A 22,546-nucleotide genomic window follows, 5' to 3' on the forward strand; every position below is an offset into this window, starting at 1 on the left:
TTTCTCCTCCTTGGTGGTTGGGTTTGGGTTCGGATGCCGACGTTCCGGGCGGCTCGACCCGGCGGCGACAGTCGGGATCTGGCCTAAGAGGGCCAGGTCCAGCCGCTGATGGCGGGGTCGTCCTCGCCGTGGGCTCGGGTGTAGGCGCGGGCGCGCAGCCGCGCGTCAACCATCCGCTGGCGCAGCGCCGCCGCGGCGGCGCCCAGGCCCGGTACCCGGTCGATGACGTCGATGACCAGGTGGAAGCGGTCCAGGTCGTTGAGCATGACGAGGTCGAACGGAGTGGTCGTGGTTCCTTCCTCCTTATAGCCGCGGACGTGGATGTTGACGTGGTTGGCCCGCCGGTAAGTGAGCCGGTGGATCAGCCACGGGTAGCCGTGGTAGGCGAAGATGACCGGCCGGTCCGGGGTGAACAGTGCATCGAACTGGGCGTCGGGCAGCCCGTGCGGGTGTTCGGTATCGGGCTGCAGCCGCATCAGATCGACCACGTTGACGACCCGCACCCGCAGGGCGGGCAGGTGTTGTCGCAGCAGCGCCGCGGCCGCGAGCGTTTCCAGGGTCGGGACGTCGCCCGCGCAGGCCAGCACCACGTCCGGCAGCCCGTCGGCGCCGTCGCCGCCGTCGTTGCCGGCCCATTCCCAGATTCCCAGCCCGCGGGTGCAGTGCGCGACCGCCTCCTCGATGTCCAGATAGGACAGCGCCGGCTGCTTGCCGGCCACGATCAAGTTGATGTACTGGCGGCTGCGCAGACAGTGATCGGCCACCGACAGCAACGTGTTGGCGTCCGGCGGCAGATAGACCCGCACGATCGCCGCCTTCTTGTTCACCACATGGTCGATGAACCCGGGGTCCTGGTGGGAGAACCCGTTGTGGTCCTGGCGCCACACGTGCGAGGTCAGCAGGTAGTTCAGCGACGCGATCGGCGCCCGCCACGGTATGTCGTTGGTGACTTTGAGCCATTTCGCGTGTTGGTTGACCATCGAATCCACGATGTGGATGAACGCCTCGTAGCAGGAGAACAGGCCGTGCCGGCCGGTGAGTAGATAGCCCTCCAGCCAGCCCTGGCACAGGTGCTCGGAGAGCACCTCCATGACACGTCCCGCCCGCGCGAGGTGCTCATCGGTGGGCAGCGATTCGCCTTGCCACACCCGGTCGGTTTGCTCAAACACCGCGCCGAGCCGGTTGCTGGCGGTCTCGTCGGGGCCCATCAGCCGGAAATTGTGGGGGTTGTCCCGGATGACGTCACGCAGGAACGCCCCGAGCACCCGCGTCGCCTCGTGCAGCGCCGTGGCCGGCGCGGGGACCGCGACGGCGTAGTCGCCGAAGTCGGGCAGCCGCAGCGGCTTTAGCAGCTGCCCGCCGTTGGCGTGCGGGCTGGCGCTCATCCGCGCACACCCGGTCGGCGGCAGCGCCGCCAGCTCCGCGATCAGCGCGCCGGCCTCGTCGAACAATTCCTCGGGCCGGTAGCTGCGCAGCCACTCCTCGAGCTGGCGCAGATGCTCGGGATTGTCGGCCAGATTGGCCAGCGGCACCTGATGCGAGCGCCAGGTCCCCTCCGTGGGGAGGCCGTCGACCTCCTTCGGACCGGTCCATCCCTTGGGGGTCGCTAAGACGATCAGCGGCCAGCGCGGCCGCTGCGTGTCTCCATCTTCTCGAGCGGCTTGCTGAATCCTGGCGATCTCGGTGACCGCGTCGTCCATCGCCGCGGCGAGGTCCTGGTGAACCTGTGCCGGGTCGTGGCCTGACACCACATACGGCCGGTGTCCGTAGCCCTGCAGCAGGTCGATCAGCTCGTCGTCGGGGATGCGTGCCAGGACCGTCGGGTTGGCGATCTTGTAGCCGTTGAGGTGCAGGATCGGCAGGACGGCGCCATCGTGGACCGGGTCGAGGAACTTGTTGGACTGCCAACTCGCCGCCAGCGGCCCGGTCTCAGCCTCGCCGTCGCCGACGACGCAGGCCACCAGCAGGTCGGGGTTGTCGAACGCGGCACCGTAGGCGTGCGCCAACGCATAGCCCAGCTCGCCGCCCTCATGGATGGAGCCCGGGGTTTCCGGGGCGACGTGGCTGGGGATGCCGCCGGGGAAGGAGAACTGCCGGAACAGTCGGCGCAGGCCGTCGGCATCGCGGCTGATGCCGGGGTAGACCTCGCTGTAGGTGCCCTCCAGGTAGGCGTTGGCTACGAGTCCCGGGCCACCGTGGCCCGGACCGATCACATACATCGCGTTCAGCTCGCGCCCCCGGATGACCCGGTTGAGGTGGGCGTAGATCAGGTTGAGTCCGGGCGTGGTCCCCCAATGCCCGAGCAGCCGCGGCTTGACATGATCGAGCTGCAGAGGCTCCCGCAGCAGCGGATTATCCAGCAGATAGATCTGCCCGACCGACAAGAAATTGGCCGCCCGCCAGTACGCATCCAACAGACGCAGATCGTCGGGTGACAGCGGGCCGGATGCGCCTGGCCGGGCGGTGCTGAGGTCGGAAGTCGGGGTGGTGACGCTCATGAGTTGCTCCTTGAGTATTGGCGGTAGACACGAAACGGGTGTGACGCATCCGCGGTGTCGGCAATGGGTCAGCCTCGGCGCGCGTCCAGCCGCGCCGTCGCGGCTACTGAACGCCGACCGGTGATGGCTCTCCGGATGGCTTCACCGCGGCGGCATCGGGTTGTGGTGGTTGCGGTAGTCGCAGCCGTTTGAGCATCAGGGCGTTGACCGCGACGATCAGGCTGGACCCCGACATCGACAGGGCGGCGATCTCTGGGCGAAGCACCAGGCCCAGTGAGGGTTCGAAGACGCCGGCGCCGATGGGCAGGGCGATGACGTTGTAGCCGACCGCCCATCCCAGGTTTTGCCGCATCTTGCGCAGCGTGCCCCGCCCGATCCGCAGCGCGATGGGCACGTCGAGCGGATCCGAACGCATCAGAACCAGGTCGGCGGTTTCGATCGCCACATCGGTGCCGGCACCGATCGCGATGCCCAGATCCGCCTGCGCCAGCGCGGGGGCGTCGTTGACGCCATCACCGACCATCGCGACCTTCTTCCCTGAACGCTGCAGCTCGGCGATTTTGGTGGCCTTGTCGCCGGGCAGCACTTCGGCGATGACGGTGTCGATGCCCAGCTGCCCGGCGATGCGCTGGGCGGTGGCCTCGTTGTCACCGCTGAGCATGACCACCTCGACGCCCAATTCATGCAGCGCGGAGACAGCGTCTGCGGAGGTTTCTCGGGCGGCGTCGGCCAGGGCGATCACCCCGATCCCGCGCCCGTCGACGGCCACCAGCACCGCGGTCCGACCGGTCGAGGCCAGCTCGTCGCGCCGATCGATCACCGAACTGAGGTCGACGTTGTCGGTGGCCATGAGTTTGCGGTTGCCGACCGCGACGCGGCGGCCTGCCACGTCGGCGGTGGCGCCGTGCCCGGGCACGTTGCGGAACCCGTCCAGCGACAGCCGCGGCACCCCACGGTTGGCGGCGTAGCGCACGATCGCGCCGGCCAGCGGATGTTCGGATTCGCGTTCGACGGCCGCGACGAGGGCGAGCAGCTCGTCCTCGCCGATGCCGTCGGTGACCACGTCGGTGACTTCGGGTTCGCCCTTGGTCAGGGTGCCGGTCTTGTCCATCACCACGGTGTCGATGCGCGCCGAGGTTTCCAGCGCGGTGGCGTTCTTGAACAGCACTCCGCGTTTGGCGCCCAGTCCGGTGCCGACCATGATCGCGGTGGGAGTGGCCAAACCGAGCGCGTCGGGGCAGGTGATGACGACCACGGTGATCGCGAACAGGAGTGCCATCTGCACGCTTTCACCCGCCAGTAGCCACACCAGGAAGGTGCCGGTGCCGCCGATCAGCGCGACAAATACCAGCCAGAACGCGGCCCGGTCGGCCAGCCGCTGTCCGGGGGCCTTCGAATTCTGGGCCTCCTGCACCAAGGCCACGATCTGGGCGAGCACGGTGTCGGAGCCCACCTTGGTGGCACGCACCCGCAGGGTGCCGGTGGTGTTGATCGAGGCGCCGATCACGGCCGAGCCGGGCGATTTGGTTACGGGCAGGCTTTCCCCGGTGACCATGGACTCATCGATTTCGGAGTTGCCGTCCTCGACGGTGCCGTCGACCGGGATCTTTCCGCCCGGCCGGATCAGCAGCAGGTCTCCGACCACGACCTCGGCGGTGGGGATCTCGATCGGTTCGCCGTCGCGCACGACCACCGCCATTGGCGGCGCCAGCTCCAGCAGGGTGCGGATGGCGTCGTTGGCGCCGCCGCGGGCGCGCATCTCGAACCAGTGCCCGAGCAGCACGAACGCGGTCAGCACGGTGGCGGCCTCGTAGAACACCTCGCCGCCGCCGGTGACGGTGATGGCGAGGCTGTAAAGCCAGCCGGTGCCGACGGCCACCGCGACCAGCACCATCATGTCCAGGGTCCGCGCCCGCAGTGCCCGGTAGGCGCCGTCGAAGAAGATCCAGGCCGAGTAAAAGATCACCGGCAAGCTCAACAGCAACGTGAACACGTCGTCGCGCAGCCCGAACGGTGCCGGCACTGCGAATCCGAGGACGTCACGTCCGATCGGGGACCACAACAGGATCGGGATCGACAACACCGCGGCCACCAGGAAACGGTTGCGCATATCGCGCACCATGTCCTGCATCGACGCCCCCGCATGTCCGCCGTGCCCCATCGCCTCCTGCGGGGTTCGCACCGCCGCCGCCCCCGCCTGGGCTTCATGTCCGGTGTGGCCGTCGGCGACTGCCACCGCTTCGTCGTGGGCCTGCTCGGTGGGGTGGGCGTGTGCGGTGGGGTGGGCGTGTGCGGTGGGGGGTGGATCCGGTTCCTCCATCGGGTCGCACACGTGGTGGGGCACCGACTGCCCGGCGCAGTGGAAGCCGCAGTCGCGCACCCAATCGCGCAGCTGCGCCAGCGACGTCGCCCGCGGGTCGAACACGACCGTCGCGGTCTGCGCCACCGGGTTGGCATCCACCTGCAGGACGCCGGGGCGGCGGCCCAGCACCGCGGTGATCCGGCTTTGTTGCGACGCCCACTGCATTCCCCGCACGTCGAGCACGGCGGTGCTACGGTCTTTCGGCTGTTCGGTCATCGCAAAGCCCTTCATGTCATTGGGGATTCGGCAGCTGGGTGGAGGTGGCTCGGCTCGGCGCGCGGATCGCGACGATGGCGAGCCCGGCGGCGGCGACCGCCAGGACGGCGTTGACCCAGAAACCCATGGCGATGCCGGTCGTGAACGCGGTGGCGTCGACGGCCGATCGCGCGAGGTCTCCGGGCCAGTGGGCGGCCACCACCGCCCCCATCACCGCCACACCCAACGAGAGCCCCACCATCCGGGAGACGTTCAGCGTCGCGCTGGCGATGCCGGAGCGCTCGTCGGGCACCTGCTGCATCGCGGCGGTGGTGATCGGGGTCGTGGCCAGCCCGAGGCCCAGACCTTCGATGAGCAGCCCGGGCAGCAGCCGCCACATTCCCCACCCGGGATCGACGCCGGCCAGCAGCACCAACCCCGTCGCCGCCAGCACCATGCCCGCACCGATCAGGACGCGCGCGCCGACGTGCGACACCAGCCATCCGGCCAGCGGCGCGAGGACGGCGATCAACACCGTCATGGGCAACAAGACAAGGCCGGCACGCGTCGGGGAGAACCCGGTGACCAGTTGCAGGTACAGCGAAAGAAAGAAGAACACGCTGCACATGACGGCGAGGTTCAGCAACGCCAGCACATTGGCCGCCGCGACGTTCGGGATGCGAAACAGCGACAGATCCACCAACGGCGCCGCCGACCGCCGCTCCGCCACCACGAAGATCGCAGCGCTAGCCGCGGCGATCGCCAGCATCGCCCACAGCCGGATCGAGGTCCACCCAAGGCTGTTGGTTTGCGTCAGCGCGAGCACCAGCGCGAACAGGCCGATCGCGGACGCGATGAGACCAACCACATCCACCGGCGCACGCAGCGGCCGCCGAGCCGGCCGCGGCCTGGGCAGCGCGGCGTAGGCAAGAATCAACATCGCCACCCCGGTCGGGAGATTGAGGAAGAAGATCGACTGCCAGCCAAACGCGTCGGTCAGCAGCGCCCCCAACAGCGGGCCGACCGCCAGTGCCGCGGCACCGACGCCGGACCACACGCCCAAAGCGAAGCCGCGCCGCGCCCCGGAGAACGACGTGATGAGCAAAGTCAACGCGGACGGCGCGATCAGCGCCGCCGCAGCACCCTGGGCCGCGCGCATCCCGAGCAGCATCGCGCCCGTCGAGGAGAATCCGGCCAGCACCGAAACGACGGTGAAGGCCGCCACTCCTCCCAGGAATACCGGTCGTGCACCGAACCGGTCGGTCAGCAGGCCACCGGCCAGAGTGAGCACGGCGAAGGGCACCGTGTAGATGTTGATCACCCACTCCAGCCCCGACAGGCCCAGACCGAGCTCACGGCCTATCGACGGCAGCGCGATCGCCACGGCGGTGTCATCGAGCAGAACCAGAAACGATGCGACCGCCACCACTGAGAGCACCCACCACTGCCGACTCACCACAGCGGTGGGCCCTATCCCGTGGGTCGCTATGTTCATCGGATCCCCGTCTATCGCCTCGCCGGCCGGCGTGTGGTCTCTGGCAAGACTGCCAGCGGATCATCGGGTACCCAAGGGACTTTAGACCTAAGTACTAAATAACTTAGTAGAGATTTCGGCAGGCGGCGCGGGGAGACGATGGGAAACCTCAATAAGACCAAGTGGCCCAGCTCCGAGGATCGCCCGGATACGCGTGGCATCCCCCGCGTTCTCCCTTCAGTATCCACGTCCTACGTACGTAGATAGTAGCTTTCAGCGTTCGACTGTGCGCAATCGCGGATTCGGGACCCGCGTCACCGGCCGTACGAACAAGTGCCGCCAATACACGTGCGATCGCGGGATACCCGAACCTGTTGCCTCCGCGCGTCCGCCGCCGCGACGTCGGTGGCTAACGAGCCGATGCATACGTGGCCCGCTCATAGCATCTGGTGGCGTTGGAGTGATTTGAAGGAGAAGAAGCCGGCCGCCGCCGGGAGCCAGAAGGTTGCCAGCCGGTAGGCCAGGACGCCCGCGACGGCGGGTGCGCTGGCGACGCCGCCCGCGATGAGGCCGGCGACGAGAGCGGCTTCGACCACGCCGAGGCCCGCAGGCGTCGGGCTGGCGGCCCCGAGTGCCGAACCGCCAAGGAATACCGCGGCGACCAAGGCGGCCGGCGCGTGACCGCCAAATGCGTGCACCGCGAAGCCCAGCGCCGCAATATAGGCCACGTTGGTGCCTAGTTGCCCGCCGAAAACCAGAACTGCCCGTCGCGGGTGGCGGACGATGTCGGCCATCGAAGCGGCGGCTTTGCGCACGTCGGCCAGCCAGTCCCGGCGCCGGATCAACACCGCGATTGCCACGCCGAGCACCGTCATGACGGCGACGAATCCGATCAGCAGGCCCCAGCCGCTCGGCAGTGCCGAGGCGAGCAACACGCGCGACTGGCCGAGCCACAATCCGACGCCGAGCAATTCGAGGATGTGCAGGACCGCGCCCACGGTCACCGTCACAGCGACGGCGGCAACGGCAGTGGCGCGCGACAGCCCTGCTCGCTCCAGGTACCGCTCGTTGACGGCCGCCCCTCCCAGCCCGTAGGGCATCAACCGGTTCGCGAACGAGGTCGCCAGCTGCACATTCAGCGTGCGGCCAAACGCGAGTGGACGCGGACTGGCCCCCATCAGGACAAGGGCCGCCGCGACATACGTCGCAGCCGACATCGCGAATGTGCCTGCGAGCCATTGCCATTGCGCCTCGTCGAGGGCAGCGATCGTATGGCCTAGATGACCGACCTGGGGCAGCAGCACATACGTCGCGAAAATCGTCGCCGCGATCCACCCGAGCGTGCGCCAGCGGAACCGCAGCAGGACCTCGCGCTGCGCCAGTTCCGCGCCGGCGGCATCGGCGACGGCGGAGCGCAGCTCGTCGAGCAGGCCCGGGCGATGTCGGATTGCCTTGCGCGTCGCCGAAGCAAGTGCCAGTGGCTGCAGCAGCGGCGCCGCGCCGCGCAACGGATCGGGGCCGATGATCTGAAGTGCGGTTGCCACAGCGCGTTTCACGCCGACGTTCAGGCTCATCGAAACCAGCAGCTCGGCCACATCGGCGTCGAGCCGATGGTCGGAGGCGCCGGACTCGCCGAACCCGAAGTCGACGATCCACGGTTTTCCGTGCTCATCGATGAGCACGTTGGCAAGGCGAAGGTCGCGGTGCGCGATCCGGGCGGCCCGCAACAGCGGGACCTGGCACCACACGTCGCACAGCACCTCATCGGACACCGGCACGGACATCGAGCGAGCGAGGTTACGGCCCGGAATCCGCTCCTCGGCCAGCCAGGCGTCGCCGTTCTCGGCGACTCCGACCGAGACGATGATCGGGGTCCGCACACCTGCCTGCCGTGCGAGCAACGCGATGAAGGCTTCGTGTTCGGCCTGCTGTTTAGGTGTGGCGAACGGGGATTCGTCCTCGACGTTCCGGAAGACGATGTGGCGGAACAGTTTGAATAGCAGGTCTGCGTTGCGTTCGTGGTAGCCGATGACTTTCACGAACAGGTCGGTGCAGTCGCCGCAATTCTCGGTGGTGACGAGAAACGGTCGCGAGCCTCGCGCATCCAGGGAGACGGGTGCGACCCGGATCGGGCACAACCCGGCGGCGGCCAGGGCCCGCTTGATCGCGGGCGCCTCAGCACGGTGCACCGGGGCACCCCACAGCAGGTGCAGGCCGGCGGCGACCGTCCAGCCCAGCGCGGCGCCACCGAAGACGTCCAGAACGAAATGTGCCCCGGCGAAAACGCGCGCCACGGCGACCATGGCCGCGGCCGCCCATGCGACCCGGCGCCACGGACGTGGCAACCATGGTCCCGCCGCGGCGGCCATCGCGGCCGCAACCGCCGCGTGCCCCGAGACGAACCCCAACCCGCCCTGAAGAGTACGCAGCGTCATCTCATCGAGCAGGACGTCGGGCCGTGCCCGTCCGACCAACGTCTTCACCACACGCGCGAGGAGATAGGCGAGCACGCCCGCAGCGGCCAGGTCACGGGCAAGACCGATCCGCCGCGCGGCCAGCGCCGCCCCGGCCGCGACGCCGACCGCGCCGATCGAGCCCAACTGCATTACCGCCAGCAGGACGGGCGACACCCACGAGGGCAGGTCGTTGATCAACCGGAACACGTCCACCTCAAGGCGAGGCACGTGCACGTCGGTGGAGCGCGCCACCAACGCTGAAATCACCAGTGCCACAACGCCGAGTACAACCCGGACGGAATCACCCGCATGCCGCTGGATGACGGTGGCATACGGTGGCTCGCCGCCCGCGATCATTGCGGGCGACGCCGAGTCCTGTGTTGCCTCCGACGTCATCGCCTGAACGGTCCCAGGGGCATCTGCGTGCGGACTAGGGGATTTCGGCTCCGGTGACAAGGACGATGTGCCCCCTTTGGATTCTCACTCCGCCCGGCCTACCCGATCCGCGCGGCACCGGACACCGACAAGGAGATTCAGCAGGGCACCCACGGCGAGACCGGCCGCGGCCCCGCCGATCACATCGAGCGGCGAATGCGCCCCCAGGTAGATGCGCACCGCGGCCGCCACCACCGCGATGACGAGGATGACGGCCCGCCAACGACGGCTCAGATATGGACTCAGTAACGCCACCATGCCGAAGAGGATGACGGCGTGGCCCGAAGGGAACGACAACCCCGCGGCGGGCGCGTCACGCAGGACCGCCCCAGGTATGGATGCCCCGGGCCGCTCGCGGTTCACGAGAGCTTTCAGGATGCCCCGCTCGACGATCAGCTTCGCCGGAACCAGCAGCACCAGGGCGGTGGCGAGCCGAAACTTTCGTGCGCCCAACGCGACAACCGCGACGACGACCGGTGCGCCGAGCACGCCCGTCAGCTGAGATACCCAGAGTGGCCGATACAGCATGTCGGGCAGCGAGTTGATGCGAGTAAACACCTCGCGGTCGACGCGGCCCGCCACTGAAGAACCGGAAAGCCAGACCGACACCGCGGTCAGCGCGAGGCCACCGGCAACAAGCCAGAGGTCGGCGGTCCGCCGATGCGCGGGCTCGCCCACCGATGTCGTCGTCTCCGAACTACTAACTGAAATAGTATGTTGCCGGCCGGGCCGACGGTCAACACCGGCACTAGCCTAAGAATAGGATCTAGGTCCCCGCTCGATCTGGTGCATCCGCCTACGCGCTGGGCTGCACGGTCGAGCGGGAGACCGGCGGTGAGCCGTCGCGAGCACCCAATCTCCACGCTCGTCATCGACACACCCCCGCGCCCGCGGGCGCCCCGGTCAGGTCGCGTCACCCAGCTCGATCGGAACACCCACGAGCGAACCGTATTCGGTCCAACTTCCGTCATAGTTCTTCACGTCGGAGTGACCGAGCAGCTCCCGCAACACGAACCAGGTATGCGAGGACCGTTCACCGATGCGGCAGTAGGCGATCGTCGGCTTGGATCCATCCAGCCCCACGTGGGTATAGATGGCCGTCAGGTCGTCGTCGGACTTGAAGGTGCCGTCCTCGTTGGCGGCCCTGCTCCACGGCACGTTCATCGCGGTGGGGATGTGGCCGGCGCGCTGCGCCTGTTCCTGCGGCAGATGGGCGGGGGCGAGGATCTTGCCGGAGAACTCATCCGGCGAGCGGACGTCGACCAGGTTCTTGTTGCCGATCGCGGCGAGGACCTCGTCGCGGAACGCACGGATTGTGTTGTCGGGCGCCTTGGCCTTGTATTCGGTGATCGGGAGGTTCACCGTCTCGGTGGTCAGCGGGCGGCCATCGAGTTCCCACTTCTTGCGGCCGCCGTCGAGCAGCTTGACCTTGTCGTGGCCGTACAGCTTGAAATACCAGTACGCATACGCGGCGAACCAATTGTTGTTGCCGCCGTAGAGGATCACGGTGTCGTCATTGGAGATGCCGCGATCGGACAGCAGCTCGGAGAACTGGTCCTGGTTGATGAAGTCGCGGCGCACGGGATCCTGCAGGTCGGCCTTCCAGTCGAGCTTGACCGCGCCTTCGATATGACCGCCGTCGTATGCCGTGGTGTCCTCGTCGACCTCGACGAACACGATGTTTGGATTGTCGAGGTTCAGCTCGGCCCACTCGGCGGTGACCAGAACGTCCTTGCGGCTCACTGCGGTGACTCCTCACATCTGGTTGGAATGGCTCTTGCCCGTCACACCATCTACGTACGTCACTAGTAGATATGCTACTGGCGTGATTGGGCCGGACGGTTTCCGGCCAGGCACGCACCCGTCCCAAGACCCGCCTTCGGCGATAAACCTGCTCCTCGCGCCACCGCACCCAGCTGCGGTATCTGGGCGGTGTTCCACGAGCGTTCTGATCTGGTCGGTCATCGCCGGCGATGGGCCACCAAAGCGGGTGCCTAGTCGGGTTTGAGACTTCATAATGCAAGAACCGCAACGTGATTGAACACTCGTTCGACACCGTCAAGATCTGGCGAGGCGGGCGCCGCGCTACGACAGATTCGCCATCATCCACCCATGCGGCCCGTTCGAGACCGGCCACCCTATCGACCCCTGCGCTGTTTTCAACGCTGTTCGGCGTTGGAGCGGGCCACAACGGATGGTCTAGCTTTGCTACGGTCGTGCGTGATCACGCAATACTGCCAGTCGATCACGGAACTCCGATTCACTGATCTCTCCGCGCGCGAACCGGGCGGCCAGAGCCTGCTCTGGCGACGGCGCATCGGGCGGAAGCGGCGGACGATTCCGCTGATTGCCGATGGCGTATCGGATCAGCGCGACGATTCCGACGATGAGCAGGGCCCAAAACAGCACCATCCCCACGCCCATTCCCGCATAACCCCACCAACCCATATCAGGGCCATACCAAAACATCATGGCGCCTCCTCCAACTCGCTGTTGTACCGCATGACTGAAGGACAGTCTGGTCGCTGAGCCCGCATGTACCGCAGGGTCATTAGCACTACGTTGAAAGGACCTTCGCCACTCCTACGGTCGCGGCTGCCGAAGGTGACACCGGATCAGGTCTGTCGTGGGTGGCCAGGATCGGCAGCATCCCCCCACACAGCACGCGGCCCGGGGCATCGTCGCGGTGATCGCCGGTCTGACTGCTGCGACGACCATGGCATCATGTTTCGTCTGATGATGTGTCGTAAGCGATAAGCGCGGGGATACGCAGTGCCACAATAGGTGTGACGGTTGACATGGGCCTGTACCTCGTTGTCGGTATTCTGATCTCTGCGGGGAAATTAGGACCAGACATGTCGTGTTTCAGTTGACTGCCGCGTGGTGATGCGTTTCGCGTCTGTGACGGCATGCCGCCGTATTGCTCGGTTTATCAACGTATCTGGGAGTCCGTCTTTGTCGCGGGCACGGATAACGCAATACGTACGACCGCCAAGGCATGCAGGAATACCTGTTCGACCAGGGCGGTAAGGGCCGGGTACACGGTGGCCAAATCAGGCGGCTGGGCCCCAACAGTGACGGACTCAACCAGACGCCGGTGGGATCTCGGCGACGCTCAGAACCCCGTCAACCGGTTCCAGCGTTGCCAGCACCGCGGGATAACCTGGTCGGCCCAGCGGTGTACTACAGCGTCGCCAGGACGCCCTGCATGGTGTTGATCTCCTTCTGCTGGGTGTCGATGATCGAGCGGGCCAACGTGACCGCGGGATGAGACTGACCGGAGTCAATTTCGGTCTGCGCCATGGTGATTGCGCCCTGATGGTGCTGGATCATCTGGGCGAGAAAGAGCCTGCTGGCCTCCACGCCTTGGGCGTTCTGCAGGGCCGCCATATCCTCGGGCGACATCATGCCGGCCATCCCCGGCATGTCGGGCATTCCCGGCATCTGGGGCCCAGGCATTCCGGTCGGACTTGGCTGACTTGGCGTCGTGGTCGGCGTTGCTCCCGGACTCTCCCTGTCTGGCATCCCCGGCATACCTGTTTGTCTGGGCATCCCCGGCATACCCGTCTGTCCGGGCGTACCCGGCATGCCGGTCTGTCCGGGCATACCGGTTTGTCCGGGCATCTCCATGCCCGGCATCATCGGCATCGTCGGCTGTCCCCACTGCGTCAGCCAGCCCTGCATCTGCTCGATCTCCGGTCCCTGTGCCGCCTTGATCTGATTGGCCAGCTCCACCACCCGGGGATCGATGCCCTGCTTGGCGAGCACGACGTCGCTCATCTCGATCGCCTGTTGGTGATGCGGAATCATGTGCTGCGCGAACGTCACATCCGCCTGGTTGTGCGCCTCGGCCGCCGCCGAGGTGGTCGTCGAGGTGGTCGTCGGGCTCGCCGATGTGGTTTCTTGACCAGCCTGCTCGCTGCCCGAGCCGCCACAGGCCGCCAACGCGAGGAGGGCGGCGAATGCCACCGCACCGATCATCAGGGATCGCTTCTTCATCACGGGATGAGTTCCTTTCTTCGGATCACCGACGGGAGTCGAGATCGCTTGTCATGCGGGAGTCAATGCCAGCGTTGCGGTTTCGTGCGCCGCGGGAGCGGACAGTGTGGGCAGGCGTCGCCGCTTGAGCATCAGCGTGTTGACCGCCACGATCAGACTGGAACCAGACATGGACAGCGCGGCGACCTGCGGCGCAGCATCAGACCGAAAGCGGGCTCGAACACGCCGGCGGCGATCGGCAAGGCGATGACGTTGTAGCCAGACAACCCAGCCAAGATCTTGTCGCAAATTGCCTAGGGTGCCGCGGCCGATCCGTAGCGCGATCGGCACATCGAGCGGATCTGACCGCATCAACACGAAATCGGCCGTTTCGATCGCGACGTCGGTACCGGCACCGATCGCAGCCCCGAGGTCGGCCTGCGCCGGGGCATCGTTCACTCCGTCGCCCACCATCGCCACCTTCTTGCCACCGCGTTGCAGTTCGGCGACCTTGCCACCGCGTTGCAGTTCGGCGACCTTGCCGCCGTGTCGCCGGGCAACACCTCTGCGATGACGGGTGTCGATGTCCAGCTGCTCGGCGATGCGTTTCGCGGTGGGCCGCATTCGCCTCCACCGATTCGACGCCCGGGCGGCGCAACAATGTGGCTTCACCGATGCGGTCGAAGTCGCCCACTGCAGCCCGCCCACGTGCAGAACGGTGGTGCCATTCATTGACTGCGACACCTGGACAGCCTTTCGCGCGCCGATATGGTGCCGCTAGTCATTCCATAAAGATTTCGTGAAGAACTCGTCGCGACTGTTCGCGGTCTGTTCCCCTCCCGCTGCGCGATGACGCGTCCGACGAGCCCGAACCTGAACCGGTGCCGCAGAATGTGTTCGCCAGCCGCTGCACGCCACGCGCCATTCGAGACGAGCTGACGGGCCTGATCAACCAAGGTCGGCTTCCGCCTGGGCGCAACACGGGGGGTATCTCGTCCAGCGCGGCGGCGGCACCATCTCCCTAAGTCGCCACCTAACGCACGCAGGGCGGCGATCCGCAGGCGTGTTTGGGTTTCGTTTCCTGCAAGCTGGGCGCCCGAGGGCTGCTTGCGGTCATCGTGGGTCATCGCGCGGCGGGCTCGAATTTGTCGGCCCCGGTTTCCACCTCGGGTTCGATCATCGCGAGTTCGGCCGGCGGTGGGGGTTCGACGCGGTGACGGCGCAGGCGGTTGGCGTTGCTGACCACCGAAAGCGAGGACAGGGCCATCGCGGCGGCGGCGATCATCGGCGAGAGCCGCAGCCCCAGCAACGGGTAGAGCACTCCGGCGGCGACCGGGATACCGATGGCGTTGTAGATCAACGCGAAGAACAGGTTCTGGCGGATATTGCGCATGGTGGCGCGGGAGAGCCGAATCGCGGTGACTACGCCGGCCAACGAGCCCGAGATGAGTGTGATGTCGGCGGCCTCGATGGCGACGTCGGTTCCGGTGCCGATAGCCAGCCCGACGTCGGCCTGGGCCAGGGCGGGCGCGTCGTTGATGCCGTCGCCGACCATGCCGACCCGCCGGCCTTCCGCCTGCAGCCGCCGGATCTCACCGGCCTTGTGCTCGGGCAGTACCTCGGCGAGCACTCGCGGGACGCCGACCTGGCGGGCGATCGCCGCAGCGGTGCGGGCGTTGTCCCCGGTGATCATGACCACTTGCAGGCCAAGCTTGCGCAGCGCGGCGATCGCGGCCACCGAGTCATCCTTGACGGTGTCGGCGACCGCAAGCACCCCTGCTGGTTCACCGTCGACCGCCGCGAGGATCGGGGTCTTGCCCTCGGCGGACAGCCGCACGCTAAATGGATCGAGTTCGTCTGCGTTGATGCCGCAATCCGTCAGCAGTTTGGTGGTGCCGACGAGCACGGTGCGCCCCGTGACGGTGGCGCGCACCCCCTTGCCGGTGATCGACATGAAATCGTCGGCCGGGGGAATTGTGAGACCGCGGTCGCGTGCTCCCGCCACGATGGCGGTGCTCAAGGGATGCTCACTATCCGCCTCGGCTGCGGCTACCAAGCTGAGAAGATCGTCCGCCCGCATCGTCGCGAGCACGTGGACATCGGTGAGCGCCGGTTTGCCGGCGGTGATGGTGCCCGTCTTGTCCAACACGATCGTGTCCAGCTTGTGCGCGGTCTCCAGGGCCTCGGCCGAGCGGATGAGAATGCCTGCGCGGGCGCCCTTCCCGGTCCCGACCATGATCGACAGCGGGGTGGCCAGCCCGAGCGCGCAGGGGCAGGCGATGATCAGCACCGCCACCGCCGACACCAGCGCCAGCGTCAATGCGGGAGCCGGGCCGGCCACGAACCAGACCGCGAAGGTGGCAATCGCGATCGCGATCACTACCGGCACGAAGTACGCAGACGTTGCATCGGCCAGCCGCTGGATCGGAGCCTTGGACGCCTGTGCCTGCTGCACCATGCGGATGATCTGCGCCAGCATCGTGTCCGCGCCGACCTTGACCGCCCGCACCCGCAGCGAGCCGGTAGTGTTCATCGTCGCGCCGATGACGGTGTCCCCCCCGTGTTTGGTCACCGGCATCGATTCCCCGGTCACCATCGACTCGTCCACCGCGGACTGCCCGGCCAGGACCGCGGCATCGACCGGGATCTTCTCGCCGGGGCGGATGAGGATCTCGTCGCCGACCACGACCTCATCGATCGGGATTTCAGCCTCCTGACCCGCGCGCCAGACGCGGGCGGTACGGGCCTGCAACCCGAGTAGCGCGCGGATCGCTTCGCCGGTGCCGGCCTTGGCTCGCGCTTCCAGCAACCGGCCCAGCATGATCAGGGTGAGGATCACGCCGACGGCTTCGAAGTACACCTCCCGCACTTCCATCGGCAGGACCGCGGGGGCGATAGTGACGACCAGGCTGTAGCCGTAGGCGGCGACGGTGCCAAGGGTGATCAGGCTGTTCATGTCGGCGCTGCGATGAGCCAGGGCCAGCCAGCCGATGCGGTGGATCGGCCATCCTGTGTAGAACATCACCGGGGTTATCAACGCGAGCTGCAGCCAGTGGTTAAGGAGCACGGCGGGCACCCAGTCCGCGCCCAGCAGCGACTGGGCCATCACGGCGAACAGCACCGGGCCGGTCAGCGCTGCGCCGGCCACCACCCGGCGGCGCAGATCGGCGAGCTCGGCACGCTGTTCCTCGGATTGGGCGGCTTCGACCTGCGCGGCCGACTCCCGCGCCGCATCCGTCGGCGTTTGCGAAGCGGCTTGGCGGTGATCTGGTGCGGCGCTGTGGCCATTGGGGGTAACGACGAGGGTGCCGTGGATCATGTTCATGCCGCAGGCGAACCCAAAGGATCCCGCCCGCTGGGGAGTGAACCGGACAGTCGTGTGCTGGTGCGCGGGCAGCACGGCGGACAGCTGCAGGTCGGGGAAGACCACCCGTGAGGTGCAGTCCCCGCTTTCCTGCCGATCGAAATCGATCTCGACCGGAACACCCTGACTGACCTGCACCACGTTGGGGCTGTAGCCACCTCGCACCGTGACCTGCACACGCTGTACCCCGCCGCTCACCTCGGCGGTGCGGGCGCGACGCGGTGCAAAGAAATACCACCCCAACCCGCCGATCGCCACCACCGCGACCACCACAACGACAACGTCAACACTCGACATGAGTACCTCCGTGACAGCAGGGACGGGGCAACGCGGCTTGCACGGGGGTCACCGACGGCCGCCAGCGACGAGGTCGTTCATCCGTGCCTGATACGTGGCGGCATCGATCTGACCGGACACACGCTGCCGAACGACGAGCGCCTCCGCGATCAACCCCCAGCATCGCGCGACAGCCGTCGCGTCATGACGCCGGCGGCGCGCACGCAGCGCCGCGGCAACAATCGCCACCAGCAGGACCAGCAGCAACGCAGCCCCGATCACAACGGCTAGCCAGCCCTCCCCATATGCCGCCATCACCGTACTCACCTCTTTCCCGGATTCACTCCCGGCCCGGCGCGGCTTCTTTCGGTGTCGTAAGCCATTCTGCGCGCCCATACCCGACCGGGGTAGGGGCCTAGGCCCAATACCGTTCAGTTAGTGGCTGATGACGGTGACGCTGGGTGGGTGTTCGGGTTGTGGCCAGTGTTGGTGCGCTGATCTTTTGACATGCCACTTGGGCATTTTGCGTTTGATCACGCGGGGAGCTGACCGTGTGCGGCGTGCCGGGTTGATGCGGTCGAGGAGGCGACGGAGGAACGCCTGCCAGTGAGGGTCGGCGGATCGGCGCCGGTTAGGGGGAAAAAGCGCCCTGATGGGCGACGGATTGGCGCACGACGCGCAACGCGGCGGTGAAGCTGAGTCGGTCCGGGTCGTGTCCGCTGTGGTGTGCGGCTTGGCTCATCAACGAGCGAATCGCGTAGTGGCAGCACAGGTATCCCCAGATCTCCTGCAGGACGAGGTCGGGCGACTTCGACCGCAGCACCACCTTCGACCCACGCTGGTGGGTCTTGAGTTCGTCGAAGACGCTCTCGATCTCCCAGCGCTGGGCGTACGCGGCCGCCAACTCGACCGCGGGTGCGGTGTCCGGGTCGGTCAGCGTGGTGAGCAACCGGTAGGCCACGGGGTTGTCGCGGCCGTCGTCGACGGTGTAGTCGATGACGCGAGCCAGCATTGGCTCGCCGTGTCGGTCCTTGGCCGCGCGCAGGTGGGCCAGCCACGAACCGTCGGCGAGATCCTCGACGTGAGTGGGGGTCGGGCCGTTGCGTCCGGTGCTCACGCGCCACAGCAGATCGGCTCCGGTATCGGAAGCGTTACGCCACAACGCGTATGAGAAGAATCCACGATCAGCCAGCACGAGCATTTCCGGTGTCAGTGCATCGAGCACGTGCTCGACCATCGTGGACTCCGCGTCGCGGTAGGCGCCGATCGTGGCGGCGAAGATCGCATGAGTGCCGCACTCGGCGACCGCCAACAACCGCGCCTGCGGAAACGCCGACTTCTCACCCTTGTTCACCCCCGGACGCCCGAAGAACTCCTCATTGACCGGGCTATCCGCCACATCCAGGCACGTCCCGTCGATCGCGACCACCCTGCGTCCGGCCACCCACGTCCCCGGCGTATCCGCCGCGCCCAACGGACGAGCGACCCTCGCGAACAACGCAGCCAACGGCTGGGACCCCAATCGCTCCCGCGCCTGGAAAATGGCCGACTTCCCCGGCAACTGATACTGCTCACGCCACCCGGAAGCCCACGCTAAACCATCCGTGAGCTGGGATAACACATCCTCGTAGGAGCCATCGGAGTACAGGCCCATGCCGATGGCGAAATACGCCATCACCCGTGCCGGCAGTGCACGATGACGCACCTGAGTACGCCCCGTCGCCTCGATCACCTCATCAACCATCGCCGGCGGGAACACCCTCGTCAGGACACCCACAGACACCAGATCCGACAACCGACGATCCGATTCAGGCTTCCGCCAACCCGCGCGAGGCATACCAACAAACTACACCCATGTAGTCTTAACTAAACGGTATTGGGCCTAGGCCACCTTTCGCAGGGGCAAAAGTCTCTTCTCGCAGCGGCCCCGACGGTGAATGTGATCATCCCTCTGTATAGCCAAAGGGCTTGGTGGTCAACACCCTTGGCACCGCCACATCGAGTGAAGCCAGCACCGGCTATCACCGTTTCTCTTGACCAGCCGAGCCACCGGCATCCAGGACGGACCCCGGTCGAGCGCGTCAATCCATTAAGCAATTCCGGCCGCCGCGTGGGCGCCATCCGCCTCGGTGATGGCCGCGAAAACCGTGAGGTCCGCGAAAAGTTGGCCGAAGCCTGCCGGTCCGAGGATCAGTTCACGGAGAACGGCGCCGCTCTTGCGGGTCGGGCACGACGACATGGTCGGGGCAGCTTTCCATGGCGGTGCGGAGCTCCACACTCGGGTTCGCCGATGCTGATTTTGCGCTTCCGGTAGTCGATATTGCCGGGCTGGGCAGCGTGACCGTCGGCGCCGGGCGTTGCCGGTCATCGCCTCCCGCGCGGTTTAACCACCTGAGCCGCCCCTGACTCCATCCGATTCCTGAGTTGCCAGATGCTGGAGCCGACCATATACGTGTTGATCACGGGATCCGGCGTGATCTTCAGAAAACAGATCCGTGTTTCCCCGCGGCGGTGAGACTCTTGATACGCCTTCAGGATTCGGCGACCCATCCAGAAGCCCTCGAAGACATCGGTCCCGTCTTCATCAGTCCAGTCCACAATCTCGGCCTGCCCGTGCAGTTGGATAGTGGGTGGTGGCAGAGACCATAGAAGCCGTCTCGTCAACGGGATCACCAGTGAGACGGCGGGATTCTGCGCGATGTTGCGCGCCTTCCGTAGATGTCGTCGTGTCATCACATACAGCACAACCTCACGACCCGCGCCCGACACGCCGTAGTTCACCCCCGCCGAGTGCGGCGTGCCCGCTTCGTCACTCGTGGAGAGCACAGCGAAGTTCCGCTTGCGTAGGTAGCTCAGCACCACGTCCCAGGTCACCTGCTGGGCCGTCATGATTTCGACGCCAAGCATGAAGCGAGTAGCGACGCGGTCGGGCGCCGGCGCATCGGGTAGTCGGCTCGGACGCTGAGCCTGAACACGGCGACACCCACTGTGATACATGGTCGCGCCGCGCCATACATGAGGAAACCTTCCAGGCCTGTGTTGGTGGCGTTAGTCGGACACGAAAAAGGTATGCCACGTTGAGCAATCGCGAGGTCGGATGGGGCGGGAATTCTCTCGGAGCGAGAGGTGGCGCGCAGAACCAGCGCGACGATAAGGAGGATGCCCGGCTCTAGTGAGTCGTCACCGGCCCCAATAGCGGACATGCGATTGGCTTCGCCGACCTGCGCCTGAAACCGATCCGCTGTCAACACTTCTCGTGCTTGCCATGGCCATCGGTCTTGCGCCCAAGACGCCGCTGGACGTGATCGAACCCGCCGCCGCCACGCTCGTCGCGCTCGTCGGGAGATATGCTGTGACCCCCGACGCGCGGCACTGCGGCCACTGCTCATGGCTCCGGAAATGATGCTGTCCGGCGCCGGCCTAGTGGTGCTTGTCACCAATTCCCTCCTGCACCACCAGCGGCAACAGTGGATCGGCTGCATGGCGTACGCGGCGCCGATCGGCCTCATCGGCGCAGCCGTAATCCAGATGGTCGAGCCGGGCGCGTTGACCGTAGCCCGCCTCGGTCTGGTGGGCCCCCGCCGACCGCGGTGTTCATGGGAAAGTGACTAGCGCCCTCGCGGCGTCGGACGGCCGTACGCGTGGGCTGGCCGTCGTCGTGTTCGTCAACCCGCTGGTCAGCCTGTTCTAATACCTGCGCTGGATCATCCCTGCCTTCTGGAGCCCCGAGGAAATCGGGTATGCCGACGAACCGGCGGCCAGCATTCGCCCGCCCGCGCCGTAGTACAAGCCGGCGCGATCAGCCCCATCCTGGGCATCATCGCCGGCCCAGTTTGGCAACTGCTCGCCTGAGGCGCATCCATGTCAGCGGAGGTCCTTGCGCTGCAGCGCGTGAGCAATCCGTTGACAGTTGAACGCCCCATCACACCATCCGGCGACGGATCGCGTGGCACCTAATGTGCGCGAGCCACTACATGTTTCCCGCGCAGCAGGGACAATCGGCCATCGACATCGGCATCGGCATCTCCATTGGCATCGGCATCATCATGTCGCCGTTGCAGCACCACATCATCGCCGGAGTCGACCCGCCATTGGTATAGATGACCGCCATCGGATCGGCACCCGTCACATCGAAGTACACCTTGCCCGTCGAAGTCTGGCCCTGGCTGATGGTTGCACCCGAAAAGGAGCTGGGACTCGCCACCTGCCACAACACCTGATAGCGCTCACCGGAAGCCGACACCGCATACACGTTGGGAATGATCGGTGTCACAGCGCCCGTCAACGCCTCCACCGACGCTGTGGCCTCCCACAGTCGGCCGACGAGTGGGTAGCCGGGCACTGGGTCGGTACTGGCGCGCAGGTCACTGACCGACCACTGCTGGACCACCGCACCACCGGCATCACTCAGCTGTTGAGGTGAGCCGAACCGATGAGGGCAGCTTTCAGGCGCCGCGGTCGCCGTCGGCATACCGACGCCTATCGCCACCAGCATCGCCGCCCCGGCGACAAAGATCCTTGCCGATCTGCGCACGAATGTCGTCCTTTCAGCATGTGGAACCGCGGTCAGTCCGCGCCGCCCGCCATCCTATCTACGTACTCACACCGTAGAACAACGGGCCCGGAGATGGCCGGTCTCGCGGTGCGAGCCTCCACATGGCGTCGCCAACCCGATTCCAGCGGACATCCGTTCCTGGCTGTGGCGAAGACGCGAATGACCGACACTGGCGGAATACCCACGGGGGGTATATTGTCTCCTTGTGTAGATACCCCACCGGGGTATGAAGGAGCTGTGTCATGTGCGCAAGCAGGTGACCGTCGGTTGGCGCCTTCGCGATGCGGCGAAAGGCGCTGCCTACATAGTCATTGCCCACAGCTAGCGAGGAAGGAATACATCATGGCCACCAGCGAATACCAGGTGACAGGCATGACCTGCGGGCACTGCGAGATGTCGGTGCGCGAGGAAGTCGGTGGGATCGACGGTGTCGAGGACGTCGACGTCAGCACGGCGACCGGCAGGCTGGTCGTCACCAGCACCGAGCCGATCGACGATGCGGCTGTACTCGCCGCTGTCGACGAAGCTGGCTATACCGCGGTGCGCGTCTGATGACTTGTTCGCCGCTCAAGAGTCTTGAACAGCCAAACCGCCACGTTGGCAGCGATTGGCCGACGTCTGAGCCTGGACCCGAAAGGACACCCTCAACCATGACAGATCACGGCGCTGCCACCGGCACCAGCCATCACCACCACGAGCACGAGCACGATCACGACTCGGTGGACCCGGGCGTCGACGCAGCCGAGTGCCCGGTCATGCCCGGACGGTTCGTGGCCAAGGCCAAAGCTGAAGCCAAGGGCTGGGTCCGCCAGTACGCCGGGCGCACCTACTGGTTGTGCTGTGCTGGATGCGTCCCTAAGCCTCGATCCACCGATAAATTGGTTGGTCGTGGGGTGTCGGAATGAGGAAAGTGCCCCTTGAGCTGGGAGGATTGGTGTTCTCTACGCATCAAT

At 66.4% G+C, this 22,546-nt stretch carries 15 protein-coding genes and 1 pseudogene; 2 read left to right on the forward strand and 14 right to left on the reverse strand.

Translation table 11 applies throughout. The annotated features are described in order from the left end of the window. Nucleotides 1–83: 83 nt before the first annotated feature. The 14 genes and pseudogenes from H7I57_RS32675 to H7I57_RS32740 form a co-directional block, all read right to left on the reverse strand. The gene (locus tag H7I57_RS32675; RefSeq protein ID WP_013470211.1) at nucleotides 84–2,498 is read right to left on the reverse strand and encodes a phosphoketolase family protein; all 2,415 of its coding nucleotides are present in this window, start codon (nucleotides 2,496–2,498) and stop codon (nucleotides 84–86) included. 103 nt (nucleotides 2,499–2,601) lie between these two features. Next, a complete protein-coding gene (locus H7I57_RS32680) occupies nucleotides 2,602–5,076 on the reverse strand; it encodes a heavy metal translocating P-type ATPase (protein ID WP_013470210.1) in 2,475 nt (824 codons plus the stop codon). A 16-nt stretch (nucleotides 5,077–5,092) separates the two neighbouring features. After that, entirely contained in the window at nucleotides 5,093–6,550 is a 1,458-nt protein-coding gene (locus H7I57_RS32685; RefSeq protein WP_048471399.1) for an MFS transporter, read from the reverse strand. Nucleotides 6,551–6,966: 416 nt separating this feature from the next. Continuing rightward, complete coding sequence (locus H7I57_RS32690; RefSeq protein ID WP_013470206.1) at nucleotides 6,967–9,381, reverse strand: lysylphosphatidylglycerol synthase domain-containing protein; 2,415 nt, start codon at nucleotides 9,379–9,381, stop codon at nucleotides 6,967–6,969. An 84-nt stretch (nucleotides 9,382–9,465) separates the two neighbouring features. Then, a complete protein-coding gene (locus H7I57_RS32695; RefSeq protein WP_013470205.1) occupies nucleotides 9,466–10,098 on the reverse strand; it encodes a phosphatase PAP2 family protein in 633 nt (210 codons plus the stop codon). Nucleotides 10,099–10,323: 225 nt separating this feature from the next. Then, the gene (locus H7I57_RS32700) at nucleotides 10,324–11,163 is read right to left on the reverse strand and encodes a sulfurtransferase (RefSeq protein WP_013470204.1); all 840 of its coding nucleotides are present in this window, start codon (nucleotides 11,161–11,163) and stop codon (nucleotides 10,324–10,326) included. Nucleotides 11,164–11,628: 465 nt separating this feature from the next. Further along, on the reverse strand, nucleotides 11,629–11,892 hold the full coding sequence (locus H7I57_RS32705; protein WP_041789276.1) for an SHOCT domain-containing protein: 264 nt from the start codon (nucleotides 11,890–11,892) through the stop codon (nucleotides 11,629–11,631). 711 nt (nucleotides 11,893–12,603) lie between these two features. After that, a complete protein-coding gene (locus tag H7I57_RS32710) occupies nucleotides 12,604–13,419 on the reverse strand; it encodes a DUF305 domain-containing protein (RefSeq protein ID WP_013470202.1) in 816 nt (271 codons plus the stop codon). A 51-nt stretch (nucleotides 13,420–13,470) separates the two neighbouring features. Beyond that, nucleotides 13,471–14,013, reverse strand: a pseudogene (locus tag H7I57_RS32715) (ATPase P); the annotation flags it as partial. A 508-nt stretch (nucleotides 14,014–14,521) separates the two neighbouring features. Continuing rightward, nucleotides 14,522–17,059: a heavy metal translocating P-type ATPase gene (locus H7I57_RS32720; protein ID WP_264028497.1), complete on the reverse strand. Its 2,538-nt coding sequence runs from the start codon at nucleotides 17,057–17,059 to the stop codon at nucleotides 14,522–14,524. 48 nt (nucleotides 17,060–17,107) lie between these two features. Next, on the reverse strand, nucleotides 17,108–17,434 hold the full coding sequence (locus H7I57_RS32725; RefSeq protein ID WP_158023730.1) for a hypothetical protein: 327 nt from the start codon (nucleotides 17,432–17,434) through the stop codon (nucleotides 17,108–17,110). Nucleotides 17,435–17,669: 235 nt separating this feature from the next. Beyond that, a complete protein-coding gene (locus H7I57_RS32730) occupies nucleotides 17,670–18,875 on the reverse strand; it encodes an IS4-like element ISMfl1 family transposase (protein ID WP_011891513.1) in 1,206 nt (401 codons plus the stop codon). 527 nt (nucleotides 18,876–19,402) lie between these two features. Continuing rightward, complete coding sequence (locus tag H7I57_RS32735; protein WP_048471405.1) at nucleotides 19,403–19,927, reverse strand: pyridoxamine 5'-phosphate oxidase family protein; 525 nt, start codon at nucleotides 19,925–19,927, stop codon at nucleotides 19,403–19,405. Nucleotides 19,928–21,008: 1,081 nt separating this feature from the next. Continuing rightward, nucleotides 21,009–21,572 carry a DUF1942 domain-containing protein gene (locus H7I57_RS32740; RefSeq protein ID WP_048471403.1) on the reverse strand — a complete coding sequence of 188 codons (564 nt, stop codon included), beginning with the start codon at nucleotides 21,570–21,572 and terminating at the stop codon, nucleotides 21,009–21,011. Between the two features lie 363 nt (nucleotides 21,573–21,935). Between H7I57_RS32740 and H7I57_RS32745 the strand changes: the two genes are divergently transcribed. Both H7I57_RS32745 and H7I57_RS32750 read left to right on the forward strand, forming a co-directional pair. Next, entirely contained in the window at nucleotides 21,936–22,145 is a 210-nt protein-coding gene (locus tag H7I57_RS32745) for a heavy-metal-associated domain-containing protein (protein WP_048471962.1), read from the forward strand. Nucleotides 22,146–22,243: 98 nt separating this feature from the next. After that, nucleotides 22,244–22,498: a hypothetical protein gene (locus tag H7I57_RS32750; protein WP_082169012.1), complete on the forward strand. Its 255-nt coding sequence runs from the start codon at nucleotides 22,244–22,246 to the stop codon at nucleotides 22,496–22,498. Nucleotides 22,499–22,546: the final 48 nt, after the last annotated feature.

This window comes from Mycolicibacterium pyrenivorans (assembly GCF_025821625.1).
GTDB classification, from domain to species: Bacteria; Actinomycetota; Actinomycetes; order Mycobacteriales; family Mycobacteriaceae; genus Mycobacterium; species Mycobacterium pyrenivorans.

Excerpts from the sequence above, each read along its gene's own strand:
- H7I57_RS32675 (WP_013470211.1), bottom strand. The coding sequence starts at position 2,498 with ATGAGCGTCACCACCCCGACTTCCGACCTCAGCACCGCCCGGCCAGGC.
- H7I57_RS32680 (WP_013470210.1), bottom strand. The coding sequence starts at position 5,076 with ATGACCGAACAGCCGAAAGACCGTAGCACCGCCGTGCTCGACGTGCGG.
- H7I57_RS32685 (WP_048471399.1), bottom strand. The coding sequence starts at position 6,550 with ATGAACATAGCGACCCACGGGATAGGGCCCACCGCTGTGGTGAGTCGG.
- H7I57_RS32690 (WP_013470206.1), bottom strand. The coding sequence starts at position 9,381 with ATGACGTCGGAGGCAACACAGGACTCGGCGTCGCCCGCAATGATCGCG.
- H7I57_RS32705 (WP_041789276.1), bottom strand. The coding sequence starts at position 11,892 with ATGATGTTTTGGTATGGCCCTGATATGGGTTGGTGGGGTTATGCGGGA.
- H7I57_RS32710 (WP_013470202.1), bottom strand. The coding sequence starts at position 13,419 with ATGAAGAAGCGATCCCTGATGATCGGTGCGGTGGCATTCGCCGCCCTC.
- H7I57_RS32720 (WP_264028497.1), bottom strand. The coding sequence starts at position 17,059 with ATGTCGAGTGTTGACGTTGTCGTTGTGGTGGTCGCGGTGGTGGCGATC.
- H7I57_RS32725 (WP_158023730.1), bottom strand. The coding sequence starts at position 17,434 with ATGGGCGCGCAGAATGGCTTACGACACCGAAAGAAGCCGCGCCGGGCC.
- H7I57_RS32730 (WP_011891513.1), bottom strand. The coding sequence starts at position 18,875 with ATGCCTCGCGCGGGTTGGCGGAAGCCTGAATCGGATCGTCGGTTGTCG.
- H7I57_RS32735 (WP_048471405.1), bottom strand. The coding sequence starts at position 19,927 with ATGACGGCCCAGCAGGTGACCTGGGACGTGGTGCTGAGCTACCTACGC.
- H7I57_RS32745 (WP_048471962.1), top strand. The coding sequence starts at position 21,936 with ATGGCCACCAGCGAATACCAGGTGACAGGCATGACCTGCGGGCACTGC.
- H7I57_RS32750 (WP_082169012.1), top strand. The coding sequence starts at position 22,244 with ATGACAGATCACGGCGCTGCCACCGGCACCAGCCATCACCACCACGAG.